Annotated in this window: 27 protein-coding genes and 1 pseudogene; 18 read left to right on the forward strand and 10 right to left on the reverse strand. The window is 60.4% G+C overall.

What is annotated here, in order from left to right:
* Positions 1-44: 44 nt before the first annotated feature.
* Positions 45-734 carry a peptidyl-tRNA hydrolase gene (locus tag HU144_RS08025; RefSeq protein ID WP_235350907.1) on the forward strand — a complete coding sequence of 230 codons (690 nt, stop codon included), beginning with the start codon at positions 45-47 and terminating at the stop codon, positions 732-734.
* Positions 735-741: 7 nt separating this feature from the next.
* Here the strand turns inward: HU144_RS08025 and HU144_RS08030 are convergent, their stop codons facing one another.
* Positions 742-918 carry a hypothetical protein gene (locus HU144_RS08030; protein ID WP_180959282.1) on the reverse strand — a complete coding sequence of 59 codons (177 nt, stop codon included), beginning with the start codon at positions 916-918 and terminating at the stop codon, positions 742-744.
* 166 nt (positions 919-1,084) lie between these two features.
* Here HU144_RS08030 and HU144_RS08035 point away from each other — a divergent pair, with 166 nt between their 5' ends.
* The gene (locus HU144_RS08035; protein ID WP_235350908.1) at positions 1,085-1,723 is read left to right on the forward strand and encodes a hypothetical protein; all 639 of its coding nucleotides are present in this window, start codon (positions 1,085-1,087) and stop codon (positions 1,721-1,723) included.
* Positions 1,724-1,844: 121 nt separating this feature from the next.
* Here HU144_RS08035 and HU144_RS08040 read toward each other — a convergent pair whose 3' ends face one another.
* Complete coding sequence (locus HU144_RS08040) at positions 1,845-2,387, reverse strand: alkaline shock response membrane anchor protein AmaP (protein WP_235350909.1); 543 nt, start codon at positions 2,385-2,387, stop codon at positions 1,845-1,847.
* Positions 2,388-2,501: 114 nt separating this feature from the next.
* On the opposite strand from HU144_RS08040, the gene HU144_RS08045 reads away from it, so the two are divergent.
* A complete protein-coding gene (locus HU144_RS08045; RefSeq protein ID WP_235350910.1) occupies positions 2,502-4,034 on the forward strand; it encodes a deoxyguanosinetriphosphate triphosphohydrolase family protein in 1,533 nt (510 codons plus the stop codon).
* A gap of 163 nt (positions 4,035-4,197) precedes the next feature.
* Here HU144_RS08045 and HU144_RS08050 read toward each other — a convergent pair whose 3' ends face one another.
* From HU144_RS08050 to HU144_RS19520, 3 genes and pseudogenes are all read right to left on the reverse strand, one after another.
* Entirely contained in the window at positions 4,198-6,375 is a 2,178-nt protein-coding gene (locus tag HU144_RS08050) for a choice-of-anchor G family protein (protein WP_235350911.1), read from the reverse strand.
* Between the two features lie 517 nt (positions 6,376-6,892).
* Complete coding sequence (locus HU144_RS08055; RefSeq protein ID WP_235350912.1) at positions 6,893-8,806, reverse strand: hypothetical protein; 1,914 nt, start codon at positions 8,804-8,806, stop codon at positions 6,893-6,895.
* A 426-nt stretch (positions 8,807-9,232) separates the two neighbouring features.
* Positions 9,233-10,255, reverse strand: a pseudogene (locus tag HU144_RS19520) (choice-of-anchor G family protein); the annotation flags it as partial.
* Between the two features lie 588 nt (positions 10,256-10,843).
* Here HU144_RS19520 and lhgO point away from each other — a divergent pair.
* Positions 10,844-12,049 carry an L-2-hydroxyglutarate oxidase gene (gene lhgO / locus HU144_RS08060; RefSeq protein WP_442862644.1) on the forward strand — a complete coding sequence of 402 codons (1,206 nt, stop codon included), beginning with the start codon at positions 10,844-10,846 and terminating at the stop codon, positions 12,047-12,049.
* 98 nt (positions 12,050-12,147) lie between these two features.
* Here lhgO and HU144_RS08065 read toward each other — a convergent pair whose 3' ends face one another.
* Entirely contained in the window at positions 12,148-12,672 is a 525-nt protein-coding gene (locus tag HU144_RS08065; protein WP_235350914.1) for a Dps family protein, read from the reverse strand.
* Positions 12,673-13,048: 376 nt separating this feature from the next.
* Between HU144_RS08065 and HU144_RS19410 the strand changes: the two genes are divergently transcribed.
* The 12 genes from HU144_RS19410 to HU144_RS08125 all read left to right on the forward strand — a co-directional run bounded on the left by HU144_RS19410 (position 13,049) and on the right by HU144_RS08125 (position 20,285).
* Positions 13,049-13,810: a hypothetical protein gene (locus tag HU144_RS19410; RefSeq protein WP_235350915.1), complete on the forward strand. Its 762-nt coding sequence runs from the start codon at positions 13,049-13,051 to the stop codon at positions 13,808-13,810.
* Positions 13,803-14,981, forward strand: a complete 1,179-nt coding sequence (locus HU144_RS08075) for an SRPBCC family protein (RefSeq protein WP_235350916.1) — start codon at positions 13,803-13,805, stop codon at positions 14,979-14,981. The genes HU144_RS19410 and HU144_RS08075 overlap by 8 nt, the downstream gene beginning before the upstream one ends.
* A 32-nt stretch (positions 14,982-15,013) precedes the next feature.
* The gene (gvpJ, locus tag HU144_RS08080; RefSeq protein WP_198396735.1) at positions 15,014-15,424 is read left to right on the forward strand and encodes a gas vesicle protein GvpJ; all 411 of its coding nucleotides are present in this window, start codon (positions 15,014-15,016) and stop codon (positions 15,422-15,424) included.
* On the forward strand, positions 15,421-16,173 hold the full coding sequence (locus tag HU144_RS08085; RefSeq protein WP_235350917.1) for a GvpL/GvpF family gas vesicle protein: 753 nt from the start codon (positions 15,421-15,423) through the stop codon (positions 16,171-16,173). The genes gvpJ and HU144_RS08085 overlap by 4 nt, the downstream gene beginning before the upstream one ends.
* Before the next feature lie 8 nt (positions 16,174-16,181).
* Positions 16,182-16,433: a gas vesicle protein GvpG gene (locus tag HU144_RS08090; RefSeq protein ID WP_235350918.1), complete on the forward strand. Its 252-nt coding sequence runs from the start codon at positions 16,182-16,184 to the stop codon at positions 16,431-16,433.
* Positions 16,434-16,901 carry a gas vesicle protein GvpO gene (locus tag HU144_RS08095; protein WP_235350919.1) on the forward strand — a complete coding sequence of 156 codons (468 nt, stop codon included), beginning with the start codon at positions 16,434-16,436 and terminating at the stop codon, positions 16,899-16,901.
* Between the two features lie 82 nt (positions 16,902-16,983).
* Positions 16,984-17,415: a gas vesicle protein gene (locus HU144_RS19415; RefSeq protein WP_328284281.1), complete on the forward strand. Its 432-nt coding sequence runs from the start codon at positions 16,984-16,986 to the stop codon at positions 17,413-17,415.
* An 11-nt stretch (positions 17,416-17,426) separates the two neighbouring features.
* Positions 17,427-18,377 carry a gas vesicle protein gene (locus HU144_RS08105; protein ID WP_235350920.1) on the forward strand — a complete coding sequence of 317 codons (951 nt, stop codon included), beginning with the start codon at positions 17,427-17,429 and terminating at the stop codon, positions 18,375-18,377.
* A complete protein-coding gene (locus HU144_RS08110; protein WP_232488392.1) occupies positions 18,374-18,697 on the forward strand; it encodes a gas vesicle protein K in 324 nt (107 codons plus the stop codon). The genes HU144_RS08105 and HU144_RS08110 overlap by 4 nt, the downstream gene beginning before the upstream one ends.
* Positions 18,694-19,569 (forward strand): GvpL/GvpF family gas vesicle protein, encoded by an 876-nt coding sequence (locus tag HU144_RS08115; RefSeq protein ID WP_235350921.1) that lies wholly within the window; start codon positions 18,694-18,696, stop codon positions 19,567-19,569. Before HU144_RS08110 ends, HU144_RS08115 begins: the two co-directional genes overlap by 4 nt.
* Positions 19,566-19,721, forward strand: coding sequence for a hypothetical protein (locus HU144_RS08120; RefSeq protein WP_235350922.1), 156 nt, complete (start codon positions 19,566-19,568; stop codon positions 19,719-19,721). Before HU144_RS08115 ends, HU144_RS08120 begins: the two co-directional genes overlap by 4 nt.
* Positions 19,722-19,919: 198 nt before the next feature.
* A complete protein-coding gene (locus HU144_RS08125; RefSeq protein ID WP_235350923.1) occupies positions 19,920-20,285 on the forward strand; it encodes a VOC family protein in 366 nt (121 codons plus the stop codon).
* Between the two features lie 37 nt (positions 20,286-20,322).
* On the opposite strand, the gene HU144_RS08130 is transcribed toward HU144_RS08125, so the two are convergent.
* Positions 20,323-20,844: a CinA family protein gene (locus HU144_RS08130; protein ID WP_235350924.1), complete on the reverse strand. Its 522-nt coding sequence runs from the start codon at positions 20,842-20,844 to the stop codon at positions 20,323-20,325.
* 104 nt (positions 20,845-20,948) lie between these two features.
* Positions 20,949-21,365 (reverse strand): ChaB family protein, encoded by a 417-nt coding sequence (locus tag HU144_RS08135; protein ID WP_235350925.1) that lies wholly within the window; start codon positions 21,363-21,365, stop codon positions 20,949-20,951.
* Positions 21,366-21,514: 149 nt separating this feature from the next.
* Between HU144_RS08135 and HU144_RS08140 the strand changes: the two genes are divergently transcribed.
* On the forward strand, positions 21,515-23,662 hold the full coding sequence (locus HU144_RS08140; RefSeq protein WP_235350926.1) for a catalase: 2,148 nt from the start codon (positions 21,515-21,517) through the stop codon (positions 23,660-23,662).
* Positions 23,663-23,677: 15 nt separating this feature from the next.
* On the opposite strand, the gene HU144_RS08145 is transcribed toward HU144_RS08140, so the two are convergent.
* On the reverse strand, positions 23,678-24,742 hold the full coding sequence (locus HU144_RS08145) for a hypothetical protein (RefSeq protein WP_235350927.1): 1,065 nt from the start codon (positions 24,740-24,742) through the stop codon (positions 23,678-23,680).
* A 371-nt stretch (positions 24,743-25,113) separates the two neighbouring features.
* On the opposite strand from HU144_RS08145, the gene HU144_RS08150 reads away from it, so the two are divergent.
* Positions 25,114-25,419, forward strand: coding sequence for a hypothetical protein (locus HU144_RS08150; protein ID WP_235350928.1), 306 nt, complete (start codon positions 25,114-25,116; stop codon positions 25,417-25,419).
* Here the strand turns inward: HU144_RS08150 and HU144_RS08155 are convergent.
* Positions 25,416-26,072: a TetR/AcrR family transcriptional regulator gene (locus tag HU144_RS08155; RefSeq protein WP_235350929.1), complete on the reverse strand. Its 657-nt coding sequence runs from the start codon at positions 26,070-26,072 to the stop codon at positions 25,416-25,418. The genes HU144_RS08150 and HU144_RS08155 overlap by 4 nt on opposite strands.
* Between the last annotated feature and the right edge of the window lie 292 nt (positions 26,073-26,364).

Raw genomic sequence — 26,364 nt, forward strand, 5'->3', positions numbered from 1 at the left:
GCCGATCACTCCACGAGTGCGACTGCGCTGGCTAGGATTGCACCATGACCGAGCACATGCGCAGACACGAGTACGACCACGAGATTCCGTGGTCCCTGCCGATCGTGGTCCGGCGGTCGAAGACGAACATCGCCCGCAACATCGACGTCGTCGAAGCCACCGCCCGAGCCGTCGTCGCCTTCCTCGACGACCCGCGCTCGCAACCTGAGGGCGAATGGCACGAAGCGGTCGAGTACTGGCGTGACGGGGCCATCCGCAAGGTCGTTCGCCGCGGAGACGGGCAGAAACTCGACGATGCACGAGCCTTGGGCTGCGTTGAGGTGAAATTCGGCGGCACGGATGACTTCGGTCCCGCCGAGGCGTTTGTCTTCCCTCCGGGTCCGGTCGAGCCGCTGCCGAAGGAGTTGAAGAAGCTGCAGGTCGGCGGCACCGAGTTCCCCGATGAGGGAGGCACCTCAGTGACCGCGGACATGGCCGTCGTGACGATCGAACTTTCACCGCTGGTGACGCTGACGACGGGGAAAGCCGCGGCACAGTGCGGCCACGGTGCGCAGCTGGCCTACGAGCAGATGCCCGCCGAGGTTCGCGATCGGTGGCGCGAAGCAGGATTCAGTCTGCGCGTGGTCACACCCACGAAGGCCGAGTGGGCAACAGATCATCGACCCGTGAGCGTCGTCGACGCGGGCTTCACCGAGGTGGACGGACCCACCGAGACCGTTCGAGCCTGGTGGTGAGGGGCGGCTACTCCGCGGCGTCCTCTTTCTCGTCGTCGTAGAGGGGACGTGTCTTCGTACCGTTTCCGAATTCGTCGAGGATGATCATGTGCTTGACCATCTCACCGGCCTCTTCATCCCAGACGTCGATGATGTCGCCCGGATGGGTCCCCGGCTGATAGAAATCTTCGTTGACTCCAGTCATTGAACTCACCTCCTGTTGTGCCTATGACGCTACGCCACTGTGATGCAAGTCTCAAGGATTGTGGGCGGCTGGCCGGGGATATCATTGTCCGGGGCCGCTCAGCAGGGAGCGGCATGGATGAGGGGATCGTGGTGCCCGGGTGACGTTCAAGGCCCAAGTAGTCTGCATGTTCTTTCCCGGAGCAATTCTCCTCCTCATCTGTGGAACATTGGTTCATACCCTGCCGGGCCTCGCCCAAGGGGTGGGGGCAATCGGTGCCCTCGTGCTCGTCGGGTGGCCGATCTTCACGATCGTCGTCCACGTCCGTCACCGCCGCCGCCTCAAACGTTGTCTCAATGCGCATGAGTCCGAACCCGTGAGCATCACCGAGGTGCGCAGCTTCGTCGAAGACTTCGGCGTCCGAGAACCGTTGCACGCCTTCGTCACCAGTGTTGAGGCTTTCATCCTCACCATCGGTCTGCCGGTGCTCTTTCTTGGCGGCATTGGGATCTTCTGCCTGGTCACCGTCAATGACGACCCTGGCAAAGGGGCCTTCAAAGCCTTCGCCGGGGTCGGGGTGCTGGGCCTTCTCGGCGCCTATCTGGTCTTCCTCGTGTTCGGACGGAACAAGCGCACGCTGAGAATCGGCGGCGTCGCACTGATCGTATTCGGCCTCGCGGGCACCTTCGCGGTCGCCTCGGTGCTGGTCGAAGAGGGGATCACCAGTGTGAGTGACATCGTCATGGCCGGTGCCAGTGTGGTGATGACTGTTCTGGGGATATGGCTGGTGGTCACCGGGCGGAACACCTTCAAGCGCACGGACTGATCCCGGCGGGCAGGGCGCTGCCGTCGCCTCGAGATGCAACGACACCCTCGAGATCCAACGAAGCGGCCCGCTGGAATGAACTGGTTTCCAGAAGCAGGCCGCTTCGTCGTATCCCTTGCTGTCACACGCTGGTGCGGGCCTTGCGTTCCTGATCAAGCCAGTAGCACAGCTCGGGCTTGCTCACTGCAAGACCGTTCGGAGCCCAGAGCACCTTTTCCTCAGTGCCGTCCTCTGACGTGCTCGTCGCCACTCCGGGGCCGGCCGCGGCCTGGCGCTCAGCTTCTTGTACGGTGATGACCAATTCGATGAAGACGTTCGAGTTCTGCTTCACCGCGCGGACGTCGACGAGCTGTGACCAAGGGACGAGTCGCGCCTTGGCGGTCTTCATGGTGATGCCTTCGGGGGAGACCGTCAGCGCCGGAGTGCGGGCGAAGAGCCTGCGGACCATGACGATGAGGCCGAGGAGGAAGAAGACGACTGCGATCCAGCCGATGATCATCCACATGATGCTGCCGCCGAAGGCCATCGCAAGACCGATGAGGATGAAGATCACGCAGGCGATGATGAGCCCGATGGTCTTACCGCGCGAGAAGAGGAAGGGTACGGGCTGACCCTGGGCGAGAGTCGCCGCCCATGCGTCAATGTCCTTTTTCGGTGTGGCCATGCGAGCGGGTCTCCTGAGGGTGCGCGGCGCCTGAGTAGGCAGAACACCTTATGGTAGACCAACGCCGCCTTGTCGTACCCGGCCGGGGTAGCGATTCTGTAGGCTGGGGCCATCATGACGGAGAGACTGAAACTTCACAACGACGGTGGACGCGACCGCGACGTCGCCGAGGCGGGTCAACCTGGCGAGGACGAGTTCCGTGTCGATATCGAACGGATCCGATTCTCCCCCTTCTTCTCACGGCTGGCCGCCGTGACCCAGGTGATCCCGCAGGCCGGTTCAGGCACAGTCATTCACAACAGGCTGACGCATTCGCTCAAGGTCTCCGCCGTGGCCAGGTCGATCGCCATCACCTTGAACAACTCCGACGAGCGCACTCGATCAGTGCTCGCTGAACTCGGCGGGTGCGATCCGGTGGTGGTTCAGGCTGCTGCCGCAGCCCACGATATGGGGCACCCTCCGTTCGGCCACCTCGGCGAGAAGGAACTTGATCGTGTCTCACGGTCGGTGCTGCGCCTGCCTGACGGCTTCGAGGGCAATGCGCAGACCTTCCGCATTCTCACAGCACTCGACAGCTGTGATGCCACGGCTCGGGGGCTCAATCTCACTCGGGCGGTCAAGGCCGCAGTGCTGAAGTACCCGTGGGCGCGCAGCGATTGGACGCAGCATCAGCGTCTGAGTTCGGCCGAGATGCCCAGGGGAGTCGGTGATGAGGTGTCGCAGGGAGCGATGAAGTTCTCTGCCTACGCGACCGAGACGGCCGAGATGCACGATGCACTGTCGGTGTTCCCGCGCATGGGCCGGTACCAGCAGACGCTGGAGTGTGCGGTGATGGATGTCGCCGATGACATCGCCTATGCGGTGCATGACCTCGATGATTTCTACCGGTCGAACATCCTGCAGTACACCAGTGTCTCTGCCGAGTTGGGCCGGTGGCTGGGCGACTGCCGTGAGCTGGAGCAGCTGCATGACACGGAGCTGGATCGCCGCCGGCCGGGCCATGCGCTCGAGTCGATGTGGCGCCACATTCAGGAGAAGGACCCGTGGATCGCCGATGAGGATGCGTTCCGACAGTCGGTGCAGCGGGTCAATCGAGATCTTGTCGAGGGGCTGCTGGCAGTGCCCTATGACGGGGGACTGGAGGCCGACCGGGCCGTCACCGCGTTCACGCGGCGGTGGATCGATCGGCTCAAGGCCTCCATCGTCGTCGATGCGCAGCCACATGTCCGCAGCGGGCATGTGCGCCTGTCCGACACCGCCTGGCACGACGTGGTGGTGTTGAAGTTCGTCCACTCGAGGTTCGTGCTCGAACGTTCAGATCTCGCGGTGTATCAGCGGGGGCAGACCCGGATCATCGCCTCCCTGGTGGAGGGTTTCCACGATTGGCTGCGCGATCCCGACGAGGCGACCACGATTCCTCGGCGTCTCCTCGATTCGGTTGAGGCCGCCACCGAGGAGTACCAGGAGCTCTACGACAGGGATCCGGCCAGCCTCGGCGAAGAGGGCGCCGGTGCCATCGTCAGACTGGGACGGGCCCGGGCGGTCGTGGACTACATCGCTTCCTTCACCGATGCGCAAGCCATGTCCGTCAACGCCCTGATCACCGGTTCCTCGGAAGAGCCGTGGGAGGCCGGACGCGGACTGTAACCGTGTGCAGTGCGCGTGCGTTCGTGGTTCTGACGCTTTCAGTCGGACGAAAGAGTTCAGGCAGACGAAGGATTTCAAGCAGACGAAAGGCGGGGCCGGAGTTTTCACTCCGACCCCGCCTTTCGCGTGGTGTCAACCGTTCAGGCGGTCACGAGACTAGGTCTCAGAGGCCTGCACGGTGGCGGCGCGTCAGGTAGATCGCGATTCCACCACCGGCGACGAGGAGGGCAGCGAGCCCACCCAGAGCCAAGGTGCCGTTGGCACCGGTGCGGGGCAGGTCGCCACCGTCAGCGGCAGCCGATGCGTCGACATCGTTGCTGGCGTTCGCGTCATCAGCTGAGTTCGCCGAGGAGTTTGCCTCGTCGTTGCTGTCAGCGGAGGCGTTGGCGTCATCGGTGGCAGCTGCGGAGTCATCCGCGTTGGCCGATGCGTTCACGTCAGCGTTGGAAGCAGCCGAGTCATCAGCGTCAGCCGTTGTGTTGGCCTCTTCGTTGGCGGCTGCCGAGTCATCAGCATCTGCGGTAGCGGAAGCCGAGTCATCAGCGTCAGCGGTTGCCGAAGCCGAGTCGTCTGCGTCAGCGGTTGCTGCTGCGGAGTCGTCTGCATCTGCAGAGGCCGAGTCATCGGCATCAGCGGAAGCGGTGTCGTCAGCGTTTGCGTCATCGCCTGGTGCTTCGTCGGCTGCGGTCGCACGGACCGAGGACGAGGCCAGGTTGATGTCAGCAAGTGCGTCGGCTGCCTGAGGGGCGGCCTGTGCGCCGCCCGCTGAGGGGACGCCGCCTGGCAGCAGCTCGAGGCTGACGGCGTTGACGGTGAAGCCGTCAGCGTCGGTGCCCTTGACGTTGCTGTCTTCAGCAGGATCGCGCTTGGTGGGCTGCTCGTTGATCGTCAGGTCGACGATCTTGTTGAGGCCTTCGAAGACGGGGTCGAGACCCGAGAGGATCGGATCGACGGCGTCGGTGACTCCGCCGGTGACCTGGTCTGCTGTGGTGTTCACGATTCCACCGATAAGCGGCTGGGTGACTCCCAGGAGTCCCTTGAGCAGGGGATCGGTGATCGTGTTGATCAGGCTGCCGAGGTCGACTCCGGCGACTTTGAGATCGGTGGTGATCTTCGGGTCGCCTTCGCCGGTGCCGGCAAGCTGGCCGAGGGTCGCATCGATGTCGATCTTGCCGTCAGCTGGGATGCCCGCAAGTGAGCCCTTAGCAGGCAGGGAGATCTTGGCATGAGCGTCGTTGAGGCCGTCTTTGAGAGTCTCGTTGAACTTGCCGCTCAGCGTGCCGAGAGCTTCAGCAACTGCGTCGGTGATCTTTCCGATGGTCTCGGAAGTCAGGACCTGGGTGTTGGGGTCGAGGCCGTTGAGGTCCTCGCCGTTCTCACCGTTGACGACCTTGGCGAGGTCGATCTTGATGTCACCGTTCTTGAGGTCGATCGAGGCGATGCCCGCCTTGTCTTCAAGCTTTTCGTTGACGACGTTCTCGACGACGCTGTTGAGAGCATCCTGAGCTTCAATGTCAACGGTGGTGCCTTCGCCGCCGAGGCTGAGGTCAGCCACACCGGCGTTGAGGTCGATGCCAGCGTTGGCCAGCTTGTCAGCGAGGCCTTCCTTGGCGATGACATCTTCGAGGGTGCCGCCGGCTCCGTCGACAACCTTGGTCAGCGATTCGTTGAGGTCGCCCACTGCTGGGCTGGAGACGGTCATGACGCCGTCGGCGACAACGTACTCGGAAGAAGCTTCGTCAGATCCCTTGGCCTCTGCGGTCGAAGCAACCGCACCGAGGGAGAGCGAGAGCTCGTCGACGATGTTGTCGGTGACTCCGTCGATGCCGGCCTGTCCCAGAAGCTGGGTGAGGTCGACTTCGGCGTTTCCGTACTCACCGTTGTTGATGTCGTCCACGTTGAGGGCGCCATCCTTGCCGACTGCACCGGCACTGGCCTTGGCGCTGTCTGCCGAAGGAGCGTAACCGTAGGAGTTGAGCGCTCCGGCTTCGCCGAGCTTCAGGAGGCCTTCGCCACCTGGCTGGCTGATGACTGGCAGCGAGACGCCGTCACCCAGATCCAGATCGATGGCGCTCAGTGCTTCTGCATTGAGAGGGGTCTTGGCTTCCTCAGGATTGCTGGGGAAGCTGCTGTATGCACCAGCAGCATCGACGAGCTGATCGTCGAGGAGATCCGACTGGACCAGCTGGCCGAGCGACTCAGCGTCTTCGTTTGGGTCCTGCTCGATGGCTGCAGCGCTGGGTGAGGTGACCATGACAGTCAGCCCCAGAGCGGTGACTGCGGCTGCGCTACCGACGGCGATCTTTCGCACGGGCGGCTGCCCGTTACGGAGCTTCTTCATACTTCTCCACTTCCATTTGTGAGGATCGACCGACGGTGTTTGCGTACAAGGGACATGGTGCTTTTCGGCCGAACGGATTTCACCCTACAAGGTCATTGGCAAATAATGCGAAAGTAATGTGAAAAGTAACGGAACTGTAACGGGAACTGTGTGCTCGCAGGTGGGTGGGGTGCAAGTGAATGATCAATGAACGATGCTCAGGGGTGTCGGGTGAAGACATTTTGGTGTAGCCGAGGTCATTCCTTGAGATGCTGGGGATCGCATTCGGCACGCCCGCGCAGCCAGGGTCCCTTGTGTCTCAGTGTGTGAAATGGCAATACTTTTGGTCGAACTAAAGTCCGACTTCTGTGGGTCGAGTCACGGAGCGTAATATGACGAAATTGTCATGTGTGGCGTGTCGGTAATTACTTATGAGTAACGACTATTTATGTTGCAGGTCACAAAGACGGCGGGGCCGGAGCTTTCACTCCGACCCCGCCGCTTAGGCGCTCAGCTCAGTGGCTGAGTGTCATGTGTATCAGTGCTGACCTGCCGAGGCGCGGTAGCGGCGGGTTCCGTAGATCGCCGCTGCACCGCCTGCAATCAGCAGGGCTGCGATGCCAGCCATGGTCAGGACGCCGTCGGCGCCTGTCCGTGGCAGGTCTCCGCCGTCGCTGCTGCCTGAGGCGTTGGTGCTGGCACCGGCTGAGCTAGCCGAAGCGTTCGACTGGCTCGAAGAGCTGGCCGAGGCTGCCTGATCGGAATCTGCGGATGCAGCTGCCTTGTCAGCATCGTCATCCGAGGAAGCGCTGGCTTCTGCACCATCGGCGTCTGCAGAGGCTGATGCCTCTGCTTCAGCTTCGGCGGCGTCAGCTGATGCCGAACCTTCGGGGTCAGCGTCAGCATTGCCCTCTGGATCCGCAGAGGCGTTAGCCGCAGCCGCAGCCGAGGCTTCAGCCGAAGACTCAGCATTGGCTGCAGCGCTTGCTGCTGCTGCCGGATCGGCGTCAGCAGCTGCGGTGGTGTCAGCGTTAGCGGAGTCCTCATCGGTTGCGTCGGCTGTGGCAGTGGCTGCTGCCTCTGCCGAGGCCGAAGCATTCGTCTCTTCAGTCGCGTCAGCTGAAGCTTCAGAGGAGGCTTCCTCGTTGGCGGCGGATTCTGCGGCTGCTTCAGCGTTTTCGTCAGCTGCTGCCGATGCTGTGTTGTTGGCATCTTCGTCAGCTGCGGCCTGTGCGGCTGCCTGCGCCGATGGGTCACCATCGTCATCTGCAGCTGCTGAGGCTGAAGCGGACGCCGAGGCGTTCACATCGGCGGTCGTGTCATCGCTGGCGTCTGCGACTGTCGAGTCGTCAGCATTCGCGGCGGCCGAGGCCGATGCTTCGCTGGACGAGTCTGCTGTCGATGCCGCGCTTGCCGCTGCGGCAGGGTCGGCATCGGCCGCGGCTGTGGTGTCAGCGTTGGTCGAGTCCGAGTTGTCCGCATTGGCGGCTGCGTTCGCTGCCTGCTGTGCCGAAGCGTTGGTTTCCGTGGTCGCGTCGGTCGAAGTCTGCGAGGAGGCTTCTTCGTTGGCGGCGGATTCTGCGGCTGCCTCAGCGTTGGCGGTTGCTGCTGCCGATGCCGTGTTGTTGGCATCTTCGTCAGCGGCGGCCTGTGCTGCTGCTTCGGCTACGGCATTGTCATTGTTGTCAGCGTTCGCCGAAGCTGAAGCCGAAGCTGCAGCATTCACATTCGCATCAGCATCGTCTGCAGCGTTAGCGTTCGAGTCATCGGCTTCTGCTGTTGCAGAGCCTTCAGGATCGGCCGAGGCATTGGCTTCAGCTGCGGCCTCAGCAGATGCGTCGTTCGAGGAATCCGCGATTGCGGCGGCCTCGGAGGCTGCGGCTGGACCAGCATCGGCGGCAGCGGATGCTTCTGCATTCGTGTCGTCGGTGTTGTCAGCCTGTGCTGCCGCATTGGCAGCGGTGGTTGCCGAGGCATTCGTTTCCGTGGTGGCTTCAGCAGAAGTGTCCGAAGAAGCGTCTTCGGTTGCTGCAGACTGCGCAGCAGAAGTCGCGTCGATATCGGCAGCAGCAGAAGCTGTAGTGTCGGCGTCGTCCGTTGCAGCGGCCTGGGCGGCTACGTCAGCGGATCCGTTGGAGTCATCATCCGCGGTTGCTGATGCGGCAGCAGATGACGAAGCATTCGTGTTTGCATCCGGGTCTGGCTCTACGGGTGCTTCATCAGCAGCACGAACCGAAGAAGACGCCAGGTTGACATCCGCCACAGCAGCTCGTGCTGGTGAGTTGGGTAGCAGTTCCAAGCTCACGGCGTTAACAGTGAACCCGGAGACATCTCCTTCACCTTCAACCTGACTGTCTTGGCCCTTCTTTGTTGGCTGCTCGTTGATTGTCAGATCGACCACATCAGTGAGTCCGTTGAATACTGGGTCAAGGGGATCGATGACTGACTTCACTGCGTCGGACAATAGGCCAGCGACATCGTCAGCTGTTGAGTCGAGCACGGTCTTCACAATCGGACCGAGAGTGTCCAGTAGAGAAGTGATCAGAGGTTCGGTAATAGCGTTGACAATTTGGCCAGCGTCGACAGTAATGTCAGGGACAATGGGCAAGTCGATCGCAAGTTTCAAATCGGTTGTGATTGTCGGCTTAGTGTCGTCATCTCCGGTAAGCTGCCCGAGCGTCGCGTCAATGGTGACTTTTCCGTCCACATTGCCTACGCCAACAAGTGCTGAAAGCGATGCTGGCAGTTCGATCTTCAGGTGAACGTCGTTCAAAGCGTCTTTAACGGTAGTGGTGAGACTGTCCGTCACCGACCCAACTGCTTCAGCCACCGCTTCAGTGATTTTGGTGATTGTGTCTGCGCTAAGTACTTGTGTGTTGGCAGGCAGTCCGTTAAGGCTGTTTGCAGTGTCGGCGCCGACGATCTTGGCAAGGTCGATCTTCACATCGCCAGTTGAGAGATCAATTTCTACGATTCCAGCGTCGTCCGCAAGCTTGGTCTTAATGATGTTGGCAACCACAGAGTCGAGCGCATCGCCGACTTCGATTGACGCTTTGGATCCTTCTCCGCCGATTTTAACCTCTGCGAGACTACCGCTACCGATAGGATTTTCCAGAAGTTTTACGTCAACTCCTGCATCTAGCAACGCAGAAGCGAGGCCGGCTTCTCCCAGTGCACCGTCGAGGGTGTCTCCAGCCTTGTCGACAGCTGTATCTAGAGCGGCGGAGACATCTTTAACCGCAGGACTCTTGATTGTCAGAACACCGTCTGTAACAACATACTCTGACGAATACGTTGAACCCTTAGCCTCTGCAGTCGATCCGACAGCTCCCAGTTCGACGCTGAGTTCCGAAACGAGCGTGTCAGTCAACTCATCTATACCGGCCTGCCTGAGGACAGATGTGAGATCTACCGAGGCGTTCTTGAAGTCGCCGTTGTTCTCGTCATCGACGTTGAGAGCCCCGTCGGCGCCAACGGCGCCCGTGCTCGACTTCGCTTGGTTGTATGCGGTCGACTTGGAGTAGGAGTTGAGAACACCTGTGTCTCCTAGGTGGATCAGGCCGCCGCCATCCTCGCCGCTGATAACAGGCAACGAAATGCCGGGCACATCGACACTGAGGAGGTCGTTGAGTACCTCTGCGTTGATCGGCGCTGTCGTCTCACCTTCGGCTGTTGGGGAGCTGTTATAAGCCGATGCTGCCTTCAGCGCATCGATATTGAGCAAGCCAAGGTCGACCAGCTGGGCGTAAGCTTCGGCATCCTCAGAGGGTCCAGTGTCTGGGCGGGCAGCGGCTACACCTGGTGACGTTGTCATCAGGGTGAGCCCTAGCGCTGTGGCGGCGGCAACGCCTCCGACAGCTATCTTGCGACCGGTCGTGTGCCGGCCTCGGAGCATCTTCATGGTTCTCCACTCGTTCGAAACTTGAACATCCGCTGGACGGAAACAGGCAGTCTCCTGGCAGATCCCTCACAACAATACGTAGTAACAAAAAAGTAATCACAAAATCACGGGCAAAGTTACAATCTCGTTATAAAACTGAACGGGCGTTCTCGCTCGAGATTGTGAATTCTCCATGAAGTCAAGCTTCGGAGGGTTCTGCTGTCCTGTCGTTTCTGGCCCATCTGCTGAAGGCGGCCATGGCGTTCTGGTCTGGATGTATGAGCGTCTTGCGAGGTCATAGCCTAGTAGATCAACACCGCCTGGACTTCCGCTTCTTGAGGGAGGGTGGCTCGAGAGAAGTCGGCAAGGTCATGCTGCATTGTCATTCTGTGGTAACTACTGAAGTGACTTGCTAGTAATTTAAATCATGACAAGTTTGTTGGATATGAGACCGTATCGCGACCATCGGCAGAAAGTGCGGTCATTTCGAGACCTGAACCCCGGCTGCTGGGCTGGGAGAAGTCTGTCTGTGGCCTGTTTGCGCGGTGCACAGCGCCGCAATAGGGTCATCACAACCGAAGCAGCAGACGAAGGGGTTGAAGTGTGGGCGTGAAGAAGCGTTTTGCTGTGATCGGCGCTGGCATCATCGGCGCGGCTGTGGCTCGCGGTCTGGTCCAGAAACACGACGGTGCAGACGTCACCTTGTACGAAAAGGAAGACCATCCCGCAGCGCATCAGACGGGGCACAATTCGGGCGTCGTCCATGCCGGTCTCTACTATGAGCCTGGAAGTCTCAAGGCGCTGCTCTGTCGTCGAGGTGTCTCGCTTCTGCTGGATTTCGCGCGCGGACACGACGTTGCATTCGAAGAGTGCGGAAAGGTCGTCGTCGCGACGAACGATGTTGAAGTCGAGCGGTTGAACGGAATCCATGCTCGCGCCCGAGCGAACGGTGTCCCTGATGTCGAACTGCTGGACCGCGACGGACTTCTCGAGGTCGAGCCGAATGCTGAGGGAGTGGCGGCCCTGCACTCACCGCATACCGCAATCATCGACTATCGAGGGCTGACGGAAGCACTCGTCGCCGATTTTCGTCGTAGCGGCGGTCGGGTTCGCTTCTCTGCGGAAGTGAAGAGGATTGAGCAGCGCAGCGGGAGCGCCGGCACCACCGCGATCGTCCACTCGGGCGTCGACTCGCAGGAATTCGACCAGGTCATCACCTGCGCCGGCCTGCAGGCGGACCGACTCGCAGCACGCTCAGGCGAAGACAAGAGCCCCAGCGTCGTGCCGTTCTTCGGTCAGTACTTCATCCTCGAACCGCGCTTCAATGATGTCGTCAACGGCCTCATCTACCCGGTCCCAGACCCGAAGTACCCGTTTCTGGGCGTCCACGTGACCCGCCGCATCGACGGCGGCCTGATGATCGGACCGAATGCCTTCCTCTCCTTCTCCCGGGAGGGGTACAAGGGTCTCGGCCTCAACGTCCCCGACTCCCTGGCGGTGGCAACGGATCCGGGATTCTGGAAGTTCGCCGCCGGCAATATGGCAACGGCTGCACGTGAGATCGGCGGGGTCCTCTCGATTGAGAAGTTCGTCGCCGAGGCCGCCCGCTACGTCCCGGCCCTCTACGGAGCCGACGGTCACCGGGCCACTAGGGGAATTCGCGCTCAGGCGATGCACCGGGACGGCAACTTAGTCAATGACTTCGTCATCGATCGTGCGGGAGCCACGATGTTCGTCCGGAATGCACCCTCGCCCGGAGCCACCTCGGCGCTGGCGATTGCCGAACATCTCATTGACACCGCGCCCCTCACCTGAACTGTGTCGGGATGCCGCGATCGGTGTGTGAGTTTTGAAAGGCCCCACCTGCCGAACAAGCAGATGGGGCCGGAGGCTGATCAGTTCAGGTCATCGGCTCACTGGGGCGTACGGGTCTCGGCGCTGATGAACCAAGCCTGCTGTTCGAGCTGAGCGATATATTCGTGGAAGAGATCCGCGGTTGTCGGATCAGCGGAATCGACCTCATCATGGCAATTTCGCATAGTCCCCACCGTTGTCTCGATGGTCTTGACAATGTGATCAATGGCTTGGTGAGTCGTGATCTCACCGTCAGGGAACTCAGGCAGCCGGGTCTGCTCGGCCACAACTGCCGGCCTGCCATCTGGTGATCCGTGAAGAGCACGCATCCTCTCGGCCATCGTGTCGCTTCCGGCACGAGCGATGCTCACTACTTCGTCGAGGTTGAGATGGAGATCTCGGAAGTTCGTGCCGACGATGTTCCAGTGCGCCTGCTTGGCCGTCAGGCTGAGAGCGATGAAATCGACCAACACGCCTTGCAGGTTCTTAGTGAGGGCTTCAGAAGCTACGAAACCCCGCTCGGCGTTCTCTCGCTGCGTCTTCTCTGAGCCATGGGGTTCAGGAACGTTGACTGACTGTGCCATGTGACTTGCTCCAATCCCTCCGGTTGCCGGAGTAGAACACCACCATATCCGTGTCGACCATTGGCTGAAAGCCCCCTTAGAGCAATCCCGACCCCCCTTGACGGATTGGTAGTCAGCAGGCAGATTGAAGTTGTAAGGGCACATCGCTCTTGGCTTCGAACCAGATGCGAAGCTAGCAGACACAGAGAGGAATCTGCTGCAGCTCCGGACAGGAGAACTTCAAAACACAGGTGAAGACCTGTCTCCCCTGTCACCTCGGAGAGACAATTCATATAACGACACGGCATGGTGGACCATTCTTGGCGGCATTGTCGGAACACCGTGTTCAAGGGTCCGATAACCACATGCGTACTGCGCAAAGATTCGGAGGTACCCAGTGAACGACAAGATGAAACTCACAGGCCTGATACTTGCGGGCTACATGCTCGGCAGAACCAAAAAATTGGGCTTAGCGCTGACAATCGCCTCCTCGGTTGCTGGGACGACTGCGATGAAGAATCGCGAGAGCCTCGTAGGCGGATTGAAGGAGTTCGCGGACTCCTCTCCGGAGCTCAAGAGCCTCCAAGAGAAGATCACGGGACGTTTGGCAGACTCCGGGAAAAGCGCGGCCAAGGCCTTAGCCGCTAAAGGCGTCGACCAATTGAGCAGCAGGCTCCAGGATCAGACCGAGAAGATGAAAGCGACCCTGGACGAGACGGCTGAGAATCTCGATCCCAGCTCGGATGAAGCAGACGAGCCGGTCAGCGAAAGCGCCGAAGACGAGGCACCTGAGGCAGAGGACGAGCAGGCCGAAACGGAAGAGGCCGAGGAACCTGAAGCCTCCGAGGAGCCTGAAGCTTCCGAGGATTCGGACGAGCCCGTAGAGTATGAACCGGCTGCGGAGGAAGAAGCTCCGAAGAAACCCGCTCGTAGGCGGTCCTCATCATCGAGCCGTTCAACGAGCAAGACAGCTGCGTCGAGCCGGACAGGTGGAACATCCAAGCGTTCGACCACCTCAGCCAAGTCAGGCACGACCTCGACCAAGTCAGGCACTAGGTCAGCCTCAACGCGAAAGCGTTCGACTGCGGCGAAGAAGCCTTCTGCTGCGGCGAAGAAGCCTTCTGCTTCCAGCAAGTCCAAGGAGGCTTCCAGTGAGTGATGATTCCATTTTCGGTGGCCTGAAGAACCAGGTCGCAGACTACGCTAAGACCCTCGGCCGCAAGGCGCTGAGTTCCGCTGGCGACCAGGTCGACAAGATTGCCGATCGGTTCGATGGTTCTGGCGGTGGCAGCGGAGGATCCTCAGGCGAGGCTGCAAAGGCCGGTGCCGAGGAGATCGCTGAAGGCAAATCACCAGCCAAAGCAGCGCTCTCTGCCGCTGCAGCGGGGGCCAAGGACAAGATCAAAGGTGCCTTCGGCGGAGGATCGGGCGGCTCCGGCGGTTCCGGCGACTTCAAATTCTCGAACATCGTCGAAACAGCCGATGTCGGTGTTCCACTGTCCGTGGCCTACAACGCATTCACGAGCTTCGAAGACTGGCCCGACTTCATGAAGAAGGTCGAGAACGTCGAATGGACGGACGACGTCAAGCTCAGCGTCAAAGGCCAGGCCGTCTGGTCCCACCGCACGTGGGAAGCGACGATCACCGAGCAGGTTCCCGACTCGCATATCGTGTGGGAATCGACCGGCAGCAAGGGATACATCAGTGGCAGCGTGTCATTCCACGAGGTCACTCCGACGCTCACCCGCATCATCGCGATCGGCGAGTACCACAAACAGGGCTTCGTGGAAGGTGTCGGTGCTCTGTGGTTCACCGTTCCACGCCGGTTCCGTCTCGAGCTGAAGTTCTTCGTCCATCACGTAATGACGCAGACGATACTCGATCAGGAAGGCGTCGAAGGCTGGCGCGGAGAGATCCGCGATGGCGAACTCGTCACCTCTCACGAAGATGCCCTCGAAGAGGAACAGGCGCAGGCCGAGGAAGGCGACGACGAATACGAGGATGCCGCGCCCCAAGACGAGGGGGAGGCGGATGAAGAGTCGTCCGAGACCGCCGAAGACGAGGAACCCGCCGAGGGCTACGAAGACGAACCCGCTGAGGACGAACCCGCAGAAGATTACGAGGACGAACCCGCAGAATACGAGCCCGAGGACGAAGAACCCGCCGAAGACGCACCTGAAGAGGAACCCGCAGAAGACGAACCTGCGGACGAGGAACCCGCCGAAGGTGAGGAGGAGCCGGTCGAGGACGCAGACGAGCCAGTGGAATACGAAGAAGACGAACCAGAAGAGTACGAAGAATCCACCGAAGATGAGGAAGGACGCCAGTAGGCGCCCGACCTGTTTGAAAGTAGGTAGCGAGAATGAGTACAGGAACCGTTGAACGCTCACGCGGCAGCTATGTCGATCGTCCATCGTCGAGCTCGTTGGCAGACGTCGTTGAGATCATCCTTGACAAGGGGCTCGTCATCGACGCATATGTTCGAGTCTCACTCGTCGGCATTGAAATTCTGACAATCGACGCCCGCATCGTCATCGCCAGCGTGGACACCTATCTGCGCTTCGCCGAGGCGACCAACCGACTCGATCTGACTCAGCAGGGCGGTCGCGATCTGCCGGAGATGATGGGCGGCATGATGCAGGACGGCGCTAAGGGCAAAACCCAAGGAGCCGTGGAAGGCGTCAAGAATGCGTTGACGTCCGATGACGATGAGGACGAAAAGCCGAAGCGTCGCACCAAGCGTCCCGCCCGCAGCTCCTCGGACTCCGAATGAGCGAAGACACCGTCGTTGACAGCGACAAATATCTGTACGGCATCGTCCTGACAGATAGCGGCCTCCCGAGCGGAGCTGACGGTGTGCAAGCAGGCCAGCTGCACACCGTCAGCTCCGGCAGGGTGGCGGCAGTGGTGTCCGATCTCGTCGAGCCCGACATTCTGGGTACCCCAGATGATCTGAGGGCCCACATCGAGGTGCTCGACGGGATTGCCACCACGCAGCCTATTCTTCCCCTCGCCTTCGGGACCGTGGTCCCGGGGGACACAGACATCGCCGGCGAGGTACTCGCCCCACGCGAAGCCGAGTACACCGAGGCTTTGGAGAAGCTGTCAGGACATGCGCAGTTCACTCTTCTGGCTCGGTACGATCGCGACACGGTTCTCGGTGAGATCATTCTCGATAACCCTGAGGCTGCTGAGCTGAGGGGGAGAATCGTCGGCACGAGCGAGGATGAGACGCGCACAGAGCGCATCCGCCTCGGCGAGATCATAGTGAAGACGATGGAGAGCTGGAAATCGTCCGAAGCTCCTCCGCTTCTCGAGCAGCTGGCGCCTCTCACCGCTGACATGTCAGAACGAGAGTCTGGGCAGGCCGAGGACGTCACCGAGGTGGCGGTGCTCCTTCGCCATGACGCGATCCCGAAGTTCAATGACCTAGTCGATGAGATGGCGGAGGCTCATCAGGAACGTTTGAGGTTTCGGCTCGTTGGACCGCAGGCCCCCTACGACTTCGTACCGGAGATATAGGAGCTGTCATGGGAATCTTTTCGGCGATCATCGGCGCACCCTTGGCCCCGCTCAAAGGCACTGTCTGGGTCGCTGAACAGGTTCGCGACGAAGCCGAGAAACGCCATTACGACCCCGGTGCGATTCGACGGCAGTTGGAAGAGGTTTCGGAAGCCAAAGAATCCGGCGCAATCAGCAAGGACGAGGCCGATGAACTTGAGCGCGATCTTGTTGCCCGATTGCTTGAATCCACCCGTCGACGAAACTCGAAGGAGCGCTAAATGAGCGACCAGGCCAGTACAGAAGAGAAGCCCACAGGCGACACCAAAGCGTCTGCAGACGGGCGAACTGAGCAGGGGAGTGACGAGAAGCGACGCCCACGACGGGCCGCGTCGGGTGAATCTTCACGCCGGACCTCGTCTGCAGAGTCATCGTCTGGAACACGGCCCACGAGGTCGAACCCCAAGGAGACGAAGAGCGGGTCGGCCGGGGGCAGGGTCTCCGCGGTCCAAGCAGTCAAGAAGGCCGTCGAGCAATTCAGCGACCTGACCGGCAGAGCGCCCGAATCCGTCGTCGGAACGAGATGGAACGAGGACCATTGGGCGGTCAGGCTGGAAGTCGTGGAGTCACGGCGAATTCCCGACACCGCGGATCTGCTGGCCGAATACGACGTGGAACTCGACGCGCAGGGCGAGCTCCTCTCATACAGCCGAAAGGACCGTTACGTGCGTGGTCGGCCTACCGAGTGATCAATCCGCCCCGTCCGACCTGGTCGGACCACTTTCCATACCCACTCGGGACAGAGGCAGCAGCCGATAGGAGGCCGACGACATGAGCATCATGAACCAGTCGAACAGTGCGATGCAGCCACAGCGCAGCCAGGAGGGCACGCTTCTTCAGGTGGTGGAGACGCTGCTGGACAAAGGTCTCGTTCTCAACGCCGACATCATGGTGTCGGTGGCGGGTGTGGAGCTTCTCGGAATTCGCATCAGAGCAGCTCTTGCCTCGTTTGAAACCGCGGCACGCTACGGTTTGGACTTCCCAGCTGGCACCGACAGAGACACGGTGGCGTGGAAAGAGGCGATCGAGCAGAAGGACACCTGCCCGGAATGTGGCAAACGTGCCGAGCTGGCGCAGCTGATGAACGAGTACTGCCCGTGGTGCGGCTGGCAGAGTGCTCATTCCGAGCGTGTGGAGGCGGGGGAGTCAGCGGCGCTCAATAAGTCTTCTGGTGACTCTGAACGCTCGTCCGACAGCGAATAGGGCACAGCCAGATGGCTGAAGACGCGATCATGCAACCCACCCGGGATCCTCGTGCGACACTGCCGGACCTCATCGAAGTGCTCCTCAACAAAGGTGTGTACCTCAACCTTGATCTCCTCATCTCGGTCGCAGACATTCCGCTCATCGGAATCAACCTGCGTGCAACCATTGCCGGAATCGAGACCATGCTCGAATACGGAATGATGCGCCAGTGGGACAAGGAGACCCGAGAATGGGTGCAGAAGTCGGTGCGCACGCACCTGCCCTTGGCCGAGGGGGAGGAAATACTGGCGAAGATGGCCGGCGGGCACTACCAGGACAACTTCTACCGCACCTGGAGACCTGGCAGCGCCTATCTCACTTCGCAGCGACTCATCATCCACAGGCGCGATCCGGCGGAGACCCTGTGGCAGGCGAAATTGAGCTCGATCGAATCCATCACTACGCTGCGAGAACCGTCGATCGGGGGCGAAGAGCGCACCAGAATCTTCGTCCGACTCGATGACGGCAGCGAATCGAAGCTCTCGGCCCTGGAACCTGAGCGCCTGATCTCCCTGGTCCAGGAGCAGCGAGGCGCAGCGGCCGAGACCTCCTCCGGTCGAACGCTGGGGAATCCTACTCAGCCGTTGAGACATGGCCGAATGTGGTACCTGGAGACTGTGGCGACGGGAGGCACCTGGCGGGGCGGTGAAGCCAGCCTGACGGAGAAGGAGCTGACCTGGAAGTCTCCGATGGACAGCCGTGCTCTGGTGAGGGCATCCGCGGGCCAGATGCGAGACCTGCGCTGGGAACGTCACAACAATCCCACCGACGGGCGCCGGATCCTCACCTTCGACACAGACCGTTCCACCGTGCGTCTGGCCGCAGACGACATCAGTGACTGGCACGAGGAACTCGAGCGGTGGCGCACGGCAGACCAGCCGATCCCCGCCGAGGCGAAGATTGATGGAGGAGAAGAATGACACTGAATGTGGATGAGGAGAGCCTCAAACACGGCGTACTCACCTTGGTCGTCACCCTCGTCGAGGTGATCCAGGAAGCGCTGGAGACTCAAGCTGTGCGACGGATGGAAGGCGGAGACCTCACCGATGACGAGCAGAACCGCCTCGGCGAAGCACTCCTCGAGCTCGATGAGGCGATGGACCAGATCAAGGCGGAGCACGGCATCACCGGTTCCGTCGACGATCTGCATCGCGGACTCGACGATGTTGTCGACGAAGTCGTTGACAAGCTCATCAATCCCAGCAGATGGGCCGAAGAGAACGCGAAGGACATTCAATGACAGACCGCACCCCGGCCGCAGGCCAGGCCTCGGCCGTCGAGAATGAGCCGTCCAGACTCTATGTCTACGCAATCGTGTCTGCCGAAAGCTACGCTCCGACGACCACCGGCATCGACGGTTCGGCCCTGCACATGGTGGGCGACGCGAATGGTCCACGAGCGGTGGTTCATACTCACCGCGGGGGCCCTTACGACGGACCCGATGACGACGTCAAACGATGGGTCCTTGAGCACAGCGAGGTCATTGAGGACGGTTGGAAGGGGGCCGGAAGTGTGCTCCCGGTGTCGTTCAATGTCATTGTCCGTCCGGACATCGACTCGGGCGCGTCGGCGACCGCGCAGCTCGAAAGGTGGCTCCAAGCGACCAGCTCATCGCTGTCCGAACGCTTAGAAGAGCTGGGCGGAACCTCCGAGCTGCGCGTCGAGATCGCCCTTGATCGGAGCGCTTTCCTCGACGGCAACGAGGAGATTCGCAGTATCAGAACCGATATGGCTGAGCGTCCGGCAGGCGTGCGCCGGCTGCTTGAGAAGCGTCTGGAGAAAACCGAGAAGGAACTCGCCGATCGTGCCGCCGACGATCTCTATCCCGCGGTGAGAGCCCGGATCGCGGAACGGTGTCTGGCCATCGAGGAGTACCGCACGCCGGCCCGTAACGCGGGACAGACTCCCATTCTCACGGCGTCTTGTCTGGTGACGGAGCCCGGCATTCAGAACCTCGGCGCCGAACTCACCGCCATCCAGAATGAACTCCCTGACACTGAGATCCGCTTCCTGGGGCCGTGGCCACCGTACTCATTCGCGGATATGTCCGATTCCGTCGCTGAGATGTCCGGCACTGAAGCGCAGCAGCGCGAAAGTCAGGAGAGCACTTGAGAGTCGCAGTCACCGGGGCCACCGGGAACGTGGGCACCGCGATCCTGAAGGTTCTCGCGCAGACCCCAGAGGTCACCTCGGTGGTGGGGATCGCCAGACGAATGCCGAGGTATTGGCCGGTGTCGATTCCATCATCCATCTCGCGTGGCTGATCCAACCCGACAGCGACCGTGATCTGATTGACGCAGCATCGGAGATGAAGCGCTGCTTCCTCGCCTCCTGGATGCCCTTGCCGCATCCCCGGGGCATTCAAGATCCACATCTGCTTTGCAGACGGGGCTTGCCGATAGGCCTCCTGGCGACCAAGATGGACATCAGCAGCACACCGTCGGACGGAAGAAGGATCAACGATGATCGGTACCTTGAACACGACAGCCATGGACTGCCCCGTTCCCTTGGACACCGCCAAGTTCTATCAGGCGCTCCTCGGCGGCTACATCTCTCCAGACGAGGACACGGATTGGGTCAACCTGTTCGAGCCGTCAGGGAGGCAGATTCTGTCCTTCCAAAGGGCGGACGACTATGTGGCTCCGACCTGGCCGGACAACACCGTCCCATTGCAGGTGCACATCGACATTCGGGTCGATTCCTATGAAGATGCCGAACCGACCGTCCTCGCCGCAGGCGGGAAACTGATCGATGATTCCACACAGCATCCTGATTTCCGGGTTTATGCCGATCCGGTCGGCCGACCGTTCTGCCTGGTGCTGTGCTGATTGCCGAAGACACTCTTGGTCGCCGACTAGTCTGCCGTCAGCTCGTTGACGTCTGTTCCGGCATATTGTCGTAGCGTTTCTGGAGCGCCTCGAGCAGCATTGCCAGCGCGCGTTCCTCGGTGTTGGACAGGATCTTGATCGGATCCCCTTGGAATCTGTGAAGCTCGGACTGCACCTCGTCGTCAACGAGAACTGCGATCCACGTGGTTCCCGGCTCCTGCCCGTCCTGGCTGGTTGGGCCGCCTGCACCGGAGGCGGCTACACCGGCATCGGCTTCCATCAAGCTGCAGACGGAACGCGCCATCGCTTCAACCGAGGCTTGGGAGATGACCGAACCGCGCGGCACATCGAGAAGACGGTGCTTGACCTCGCTCGAGTATGCCACGACGCCGCCAGCGAACCAGCTGCCCGAACCGGGTGCGGCAGCTAGCTGGCTGGAGATCTTGCCGCCGGTGAGTGATTCTGCGACGGCCACACGGACTCCGTGCTCGTCACACAGCTCGGCAAGACTGCCGGCGATCTTGGCGGCGATCTTCTCCTGCTTCTTATAGCTGGTCACATGCGTACTCTACTCTGGTCCACGGTCGGTGGTCAGGGCGTGAAACACGGTGCGTTCTCGATCCGGTATGACCACCAAGGTCGTGAATGACCTTGACATGACTGTCACGAGTTCTTGCTGGTCGCCCGATTGCTCTCCTTCTCAAGGGCATCGACGAGCTGCTTCTTGGTCATCGTCGATCGCCCGGAGATATTGAGCTTCTTCGCTTCCTTGTACAGATGGTCCTTCGACGCATTCGCATCGATACCACCAGCGGTCTCGCGGTTCGTATTCTTACCACCAGCGCTCTGTGCGTCTGAGGGCCCGGAGGACTTCTTCGGCTCCCAACTGTCGCCGACCTTCTCATAGGTGTGCTTCAGTGCGTCATAGGCGACCTGGTGTGCGCGCTTCTCGTCGTTGTACTCCTCCATGGCGGAGTCGTACGCCTTGGCGAACGTGCGTTGAGCCTTCTGATCCGACTTCTTCAGGGTGGACGGCAGTTCCGACTTCTTGGGTTTTCCTGACGCAGTGGTTTTCGGCATGATGACCACATCTCCTCACACGTGTAGAGGTCACGGTTGTCGCCAGGATAGCCCACATACACAATCCCCGTAAGGGGGATTGTGTTCGCGGGAATCTGGTCATAGCGTGACCCTGAACAGCAGCAATCGCCGAGGTGAGGACAGCAAAGATGCCATCCGAAGACAGCCCGTTCATCCCAGGAAAACCGGCGTCCTCAACGCCGAAGTTCGATGAGCCACAGCATCCGCAAGGTCCTCCGTCGCCGAAGTCGGACCAGAGTGGGCCTAAGCCGACGACTCCCACCGGAGCCGACAGCGCCGATGGGCAGGCCGAACAAGGACAGCAAGGCGAATACCATACGACGGCGCAAGGCGGCAGACTGCCAGACACGAACCATTCGCTGAAGGCGGGGCCCCGAGGGCCAGTGCTCCTGCAGGACCATCACCTGCGGGAGAAGATCACCCACTTCGACCATGAGCGCATCCCGGAACGGGTCGTCCATGCCCGTGGAGCAGCCGCGCACGGGACCTTCGTGTCATACGGAACGGCGAGCAACGTGACGAAGGCAGGCTTCCTGCAGTCCGATGCCCAGACCGAGGTATTCACACGCTTCTCAACCGTCGTCGGATCACGCGGGTCAGCCGATGCCGCTCGAGACACTCGAGGCTTCGCCACGAAGTTCTACACCTCCGAAGGCGTCTTCGATCTCGTGGGCAACAATTTTCCGGTGTTCTTCATCCAAGACGCGTTGAAGTTCCCCGATATCGTTCACGCTGCCAAACCTCACCCGGACCGTGAGATTCCACAGGCACAGAGTGCACACGATACATTCTGGGACTTCGTGTCTCTGCATACCGAAGCGACCCATCACACCATGTGGCAGATGTCGGATCGTGCGATACCTCGTTCCTTTCGTATGATGGAAGGCTTCGGCGTCCACACCTTCCGCCTCGAGAACGCCGCCGGCGAGACTTCGTTGGTGAAGTTCCATTGGAAACCGCAGAACGGGGTCCACTCCCTTCTCTGGGAAGAGGCGCAGATGGTCAATGGCTTCGATCCGGATTTCCATCGCCGAGACCTTGCCGATGCGATCGAAGCGGGCGCCTATCCGAAGTGGGAGCTGGGGCTGCAGGTGATGCCGGACTCCGAAGACGAAATGTTCGAGGGCATCGACCTTTTGGACCCCACCAAGCTTGTGCCTGAAGAGCTCGCCCCGGTCAAAGCAGTGGGGGTGCTCACCCTTGATCGGAATCCGGAGAACTATTTCGCCGAAACCGAACAAGTGGCATTTCATCCGGGTCACCTCGTACCGGGAATCGATGTCACCAATGACCCCCTGCTGCAGGGACGCCTGTTCTCCTATCTCGATACACAGATCAGCCGCCTCGGCGGACCGAATTTCAGCGAGCTGCCGATCAACCGTCCCCGGTGCCCGGTCAATGACATGTTCCGCGACGGAATGCACCAGACAGCGGTCCACCAAGGCATAGCACCATACAAACCGAATTCCCTTGATGGGGGAAACCCCTTCTCAACCGACGGCGAACATGCACTCATCGACATTCCACAGCGTGTCGCCGAATCGGTGAAGGAACGACGAGCACCGAAATCCTTCGACGACCACTTCAGCCAGTCGAGTCTCTTCTGGAAGAGCCTGACCGCAATCGAGCAACAGCATCTGGCAGACGCCTTCATCTTCGAGCTCGGCAAATGCTATGAGGAGACGATTCGGCGCCGCGAACTGAAGAACATCGCCGCGATTGATGCCGAACTCTGTGAAACAGTGGCCACAGGTTTGGGTTTGGACGCCCCTCAAGCCGGTGAACAACCACCAAAAGAGGTCACGCCAAGCCCCGCACTGTCCCAAATCAAGGGGCTATGGCCCGTCACCGGTCGGAAGGTGGGCATCGTCACCTCCGCGGACACGCCTTTCGCGCAGATCACAACGGTGCGAGCGGCTGTTGGCAACTCAGGCATGGTGCCCCTGCTGATCGCTCCGAGAGGTGGCAGATTGGGCGAGGGCAGCGAATCGATCGCAGTTGAACGCACGTACGCCACGATGAGATCGGTGGAATTCGACGCTGTGGTGCTGACCGAAGGGATCGAAGCGTCGACGGAAGTCGACCTGCTGATCTCCGAATCCTGGCGACATCTCAAGGCGATTGCCACCTGTGGCAGCGCTGTGCGCCTGCTTGAAGAACCGGGGATCGGGCACAGCGATCCAGGAATCTTCTGCGACGGCGAGCCGGGAGAGGTGACGAGGCAGCTGATTGAAGCGCTCAGCGAGCATCGGGCGTGGGCGCGCGCCGAGATGTGAGGCCGGCGACAGCAGTCAGCCAGACTCATCTTCGGAGTAGACACGCATTCGCAACCGCTGTGCATGGGTGAGATTCTTGATGTCGGCATCCGAATCGAAAGTTGAGCCCAGCGCGCCGGCGACGACCCCCAGAGCGGCGCTGAGCCATGCAATGTCCAGGTAGTTGCTGAAGGTAGCGGGGGACTTGATGGTCTGGCTCATAAAACCCGGATCGATGATGATCAGACTTCCGGCGAGAATCCCAGCGACAAGCGAGACGTACAAGGTGACGACGCAGAGGAGCAGCGTCAGGATCGTGGACAGGTTGTAGTAGAGGACGACTGGAGCCAAGCGTTCGCGGACGGGGCGATCCCATAGGCGATTGACCGTGATGAGCCAGGCGACCATGACGGCAATGGCGATCACACCGATTGAGATCAGTCGTACGACCGACAGGTGGTGCGACATCTGCCAGATGGAGTTGTAGAAGATGCCGAACGCTCCGGTTGCTGAGGCCGCTGCCAATGCCCGCGACAGTTTCGACGCCATCCGCACAGGATTGTTCGCGCTGGTCATCCCCAGAACGAGACGTGGGCCGCCGGTGAAGGTATGGGCGTGAAGGGTCTGGCTCCCCGACTCAGTTCTGTCGGACCAGTGGCCCCACCGAGGCATGAACGGGTAGGTGTCGGCGGGAGGGCCATAGGGGAGCAGCTGATTGGCACAGCTGGTCAGCACCTGCTTGACTCGACGTTTCGAGGGCCAGGCGCCCAAGGTGGGGTACGAAACGACAGCGACCGTCCTATCGGCCAATATTTCAGCGACGAGTGGTTTCCCATCCGTATGTCTGGGGATACCCGTCAGCATGAGAACCGCGTCGACATCGGGGTAGCTGTTGACGAATGAGTCGAGAACCGCCAGCTCCAACTGATGGTCGGATTGCACCCGAACGGTCTGAGTGCACGTTTCGAGATATACGTCCATGTCGAAGACCTGGCGCAGCTCCTCCTCGAGTTCATCCGTGAGCGAAGCTATCCGCTTACTTGCGGCCCCGGGGTCCGCGATGATGAGCACATGCAATAGTCTCGTTGCCGATTCGGTCATCCGAGCCTTCTCCCTCCCGGCACCATGAGGAGCCTGGTTGTGCGGGTTGCGACCACAATACGATTACTTCCTGGAAAAGTCCCACATGCACACGAGACCCCGTCTGCCCTTGAGCTTCGTCGCGCCTTCCTTTGCCGACGATGCGGCAGCAGCACGGAATTCCGTTCGGTAGACGAAGGGTGCGGGAGATGGAGTGCGGGCGACAGAACTATTGCTATGCACAGTCTGTGAGGTAATGTGACGTACGAAACGTTTACGCAGTAAACTTCGGATTCAGATCACCGGCCCGAGCAGAGAAGCGCCCGGCATCGAAGCTCTGCAGTGAGTGCGAAGCACAGGACACGACAATCACCGAACTGAGAGGACTCGCTATGTACACACTGCTCAATAATCAGGAAGCTTCGAAGTTCGATCTCTATCTCCCGGGAAAACTTGTGGCCTCTCTGCACTATACGATCGACGAGAAGGAGGTCATGTTCATCTATTGTGAAGCGATCGAGACCCTCGAAGCGGCTCGTCACTGCAGAGAACTCATGACCAGGTCCCTCAAAGATGTGCGCAATCGCCACATGAGGGTCACCGTCACATGCCCTATTGCGCTGAAATTCCTCGATTCCCCCTCAACTGACCTGCCGCCCGGCAGCCGCACGATCGTGTCCGGGGAGACATCGAGCTAGGAGGCCAAGTTGCTTCGTATGCGCTCGATCAGATCGTCAAGACCATCGTCGAATTCGCGCTGGGAGTGGTCTTCTGCGAGTTTCACCTGCAGCTCTTTGAGAGTCGGATACTGTTCGAGAGAGCCCTCCTCGATCATCGAGGCTTCTTCAGGGCTGATTGCCACGCCTGCAGCCGCGACTTGAAGCAGCAGAGCGCCGAGGAGGAAGCTCGTGAATGTCTTGTACGCATCCACGGCAGCAGAATCCGAAAACCCGAAATCTCGCAGAGCGGCAAGGAAGTGGTCAACCCATTTCAGGCTGCGCAGAGGCGGGCGCAACCATGGTGCCTCTGGAGGATGCGCGGTGACCAGGGGGAAGATCTTCGGGTGTTCAAGTGCCAGATTGCGCATGGCGTTGGCCACATGTTGGAAGTAGTCTTCCCAGGAGTTCGGCTCTGCCGTCATCAAGGTGTCGTTGAACAGATCGTCGATGACCTGATGAACGACGGCAGCGACCAGCTCGTCCCGGCCGGCGACATGTCTGTACAGCGCCATTGCCTCGACGTTGAGCGTTGCCCCCAGCCGACGCATCGTCAATGATTGGATTCCATGCTCATCGATGAATGCGATGGCGGCTTCGACCACGTCATCGCGATTCAGTCGCTGACGAGCCATCGTTCACCTCTTCCGTCGGATGGTTCATATGTCTGCGGTGCCTGTACTCGACAGTAGCGCAGGTGGCCGATCCCCATAAGAGGGGTCAGGGTCTCACATAAGAGGGGGTAGGGGCTCACGGGTTCGGAATTTCTCAAATTGATGTGGCGATTCGAATGGGTATTTACAAGCACAGGGATAGGTGCAAGTCTGGGGAGACCAGACGTATATGTGGCATGGACGAAGAACGGAGCTGATTGAGCCACCGTGAGTCGGCTGAGGCGAAGGCCGAGTGTTCTGCCTGATCGCCCAG

This window comes from Brevibacterium sp. UCMA 11752, assembly GCF_021532235.1.
GTDB lineage: Bacteria > Actinomycetota > Actinomycetes > Actinomycetales > Brevibacteriaceae > Brevibacterium > Brevibacterium antiquum.

Coding starts and splice junctions, on each gene's coding strand:
- HU144_RS08025 (WP_235350907.1), top strand. CDS start 45: ATGACCGAGCACATGCGCAGACACGAGTACGACCACGAGATTCCGTGG.
- HU144_RS08030 (WP_180959282.1), bottom strand. CDS start 918: ATGACTGGAGTCAACGAAGATTTCTATCAGCCGGGGACCCATCCGGGC.
- HU144_RS08035 (WP_235350908.1), top strand. CDS start 1,085: ATGTTCTTTCCCGGAGCAATTCTCCTCCTCATCTGTGGAACATTGGTT.
- HU144_RS08040 (WP_235350909.1), bottom strand. CDS start 2,387: ATGGCCACACCGAAAAAGGACATTGACGCATGGGCGGCGACTCTCGCC.
- HU144_RS08045 (WP_235350910.1), top strand. CDS start 2,502: ATGACGGAGAGACTGAAACTTCACAACGACGGTGGACGCGACCGCGAC.
- HU144_RS08050 (WP_235350911.1), bottom strand. CDS start 6,375: ATGAAGAAGCTCCGTAACGGGCAGCCGCCCGTGCGAAAGATCGCCGTC.
- HU144_RS08065 (WP_235350914.1), bottom strand. CDS start 12,672: ATGGCACAGTCAGTCAACGTTCCTGAACCCCATGGCTCAGAGAAGACG.
- gvpJ (WP_198396735.1), top strand. CDS start 15,014: ATGAGTACAGGAACCGTTGAACGCTCACGCGGCAGCTATGTCGATCGT.
- HU144_RS08085 (WP_235350917.1), top strand. CDS start 15,421: ATGAGCGAAGACACCGTCGTTGACAGCGACAAATATCTGTACGGCATC.
- HU144_RS08090 (WP_235350918.1), top strand. CDS start 16,182: ATGGGAATCTTTTCGGCGATCATCGGCGCACCCTTGGCCCCGCTCAAA.
- HU144_RS08095 (WP_235350919.1), top strand. CDS start 16,434: ATGAGCGACCAGGCCAGTACAGAAGAGAAGCCCACAGGCGACACCAAA.
- HU144_RS19415 (WP_328284281.1), top strand. CDS start 16,984: ATGAGCATCATGAACCAGTCGAACAGTGCGATGCAGCCACAGCGCAGC.
- HU144_RS08105 (WP_235350920.1), top strand. CDS start 17,427: ATGGCTGAAGACGCGATCATGCAACCCACCCGGGATCCTCGTGCGACA.
- HU144_RS08110 (WP_232488392.1), top strand. CDS start 18,374: ATGACACTGAATGTGGATGAGGAGAGCCTCAAACACGGCGTACTCACC.
- HU144_RS08115 (WP_235350921.1), top strand. CDS start 18,694: ATGACAGACCGCACCCCGGCCGCAGGCCAGGCCTCGGCCGTCGAGAAT.
- HU144_RS08125 (WP_235350923.1), top strand. CDS start 19,920: ATGATCGGTACCTTGAACACGACAGCCATGGACTGCCCCGTTCCCTTG.
- HU144_RS08135 (WP_235350925.1), bottom strand. CDS start 21,365: ATGCCGAAAACCACTGCGTCAGGAAAACCCAAGAAGTCGGAACTGCCG.
- HU144_RS08140 (WP_235350926.1), top strand. CDS start 21,515: ATGCCATCCGAAGACAGCCCGTTCATCCCAGGAAAACCGGCGTCCTCA.
- HU144_RS08145 (WP_235350927.1), bottom strand. CDS start 24,742: ATGACCGAATCGGCAACGAGACTATTGCATGTGCTCATCATCGCGGAC.
- HU144_RS08150 (WP_235350928.1), top strand. CDS start 25,114: ATGTACACACTGCTCAATAATCAGGAAGCTTCGAAGTTCGATCTCTAT.
- HU144_RS08155 (WP_235350929.1), bottom strand. CDS start 26,072: ATGGCTCGTCAGCGACTGAATCGCGATGACGTGGTCGAAGCCGCCATC.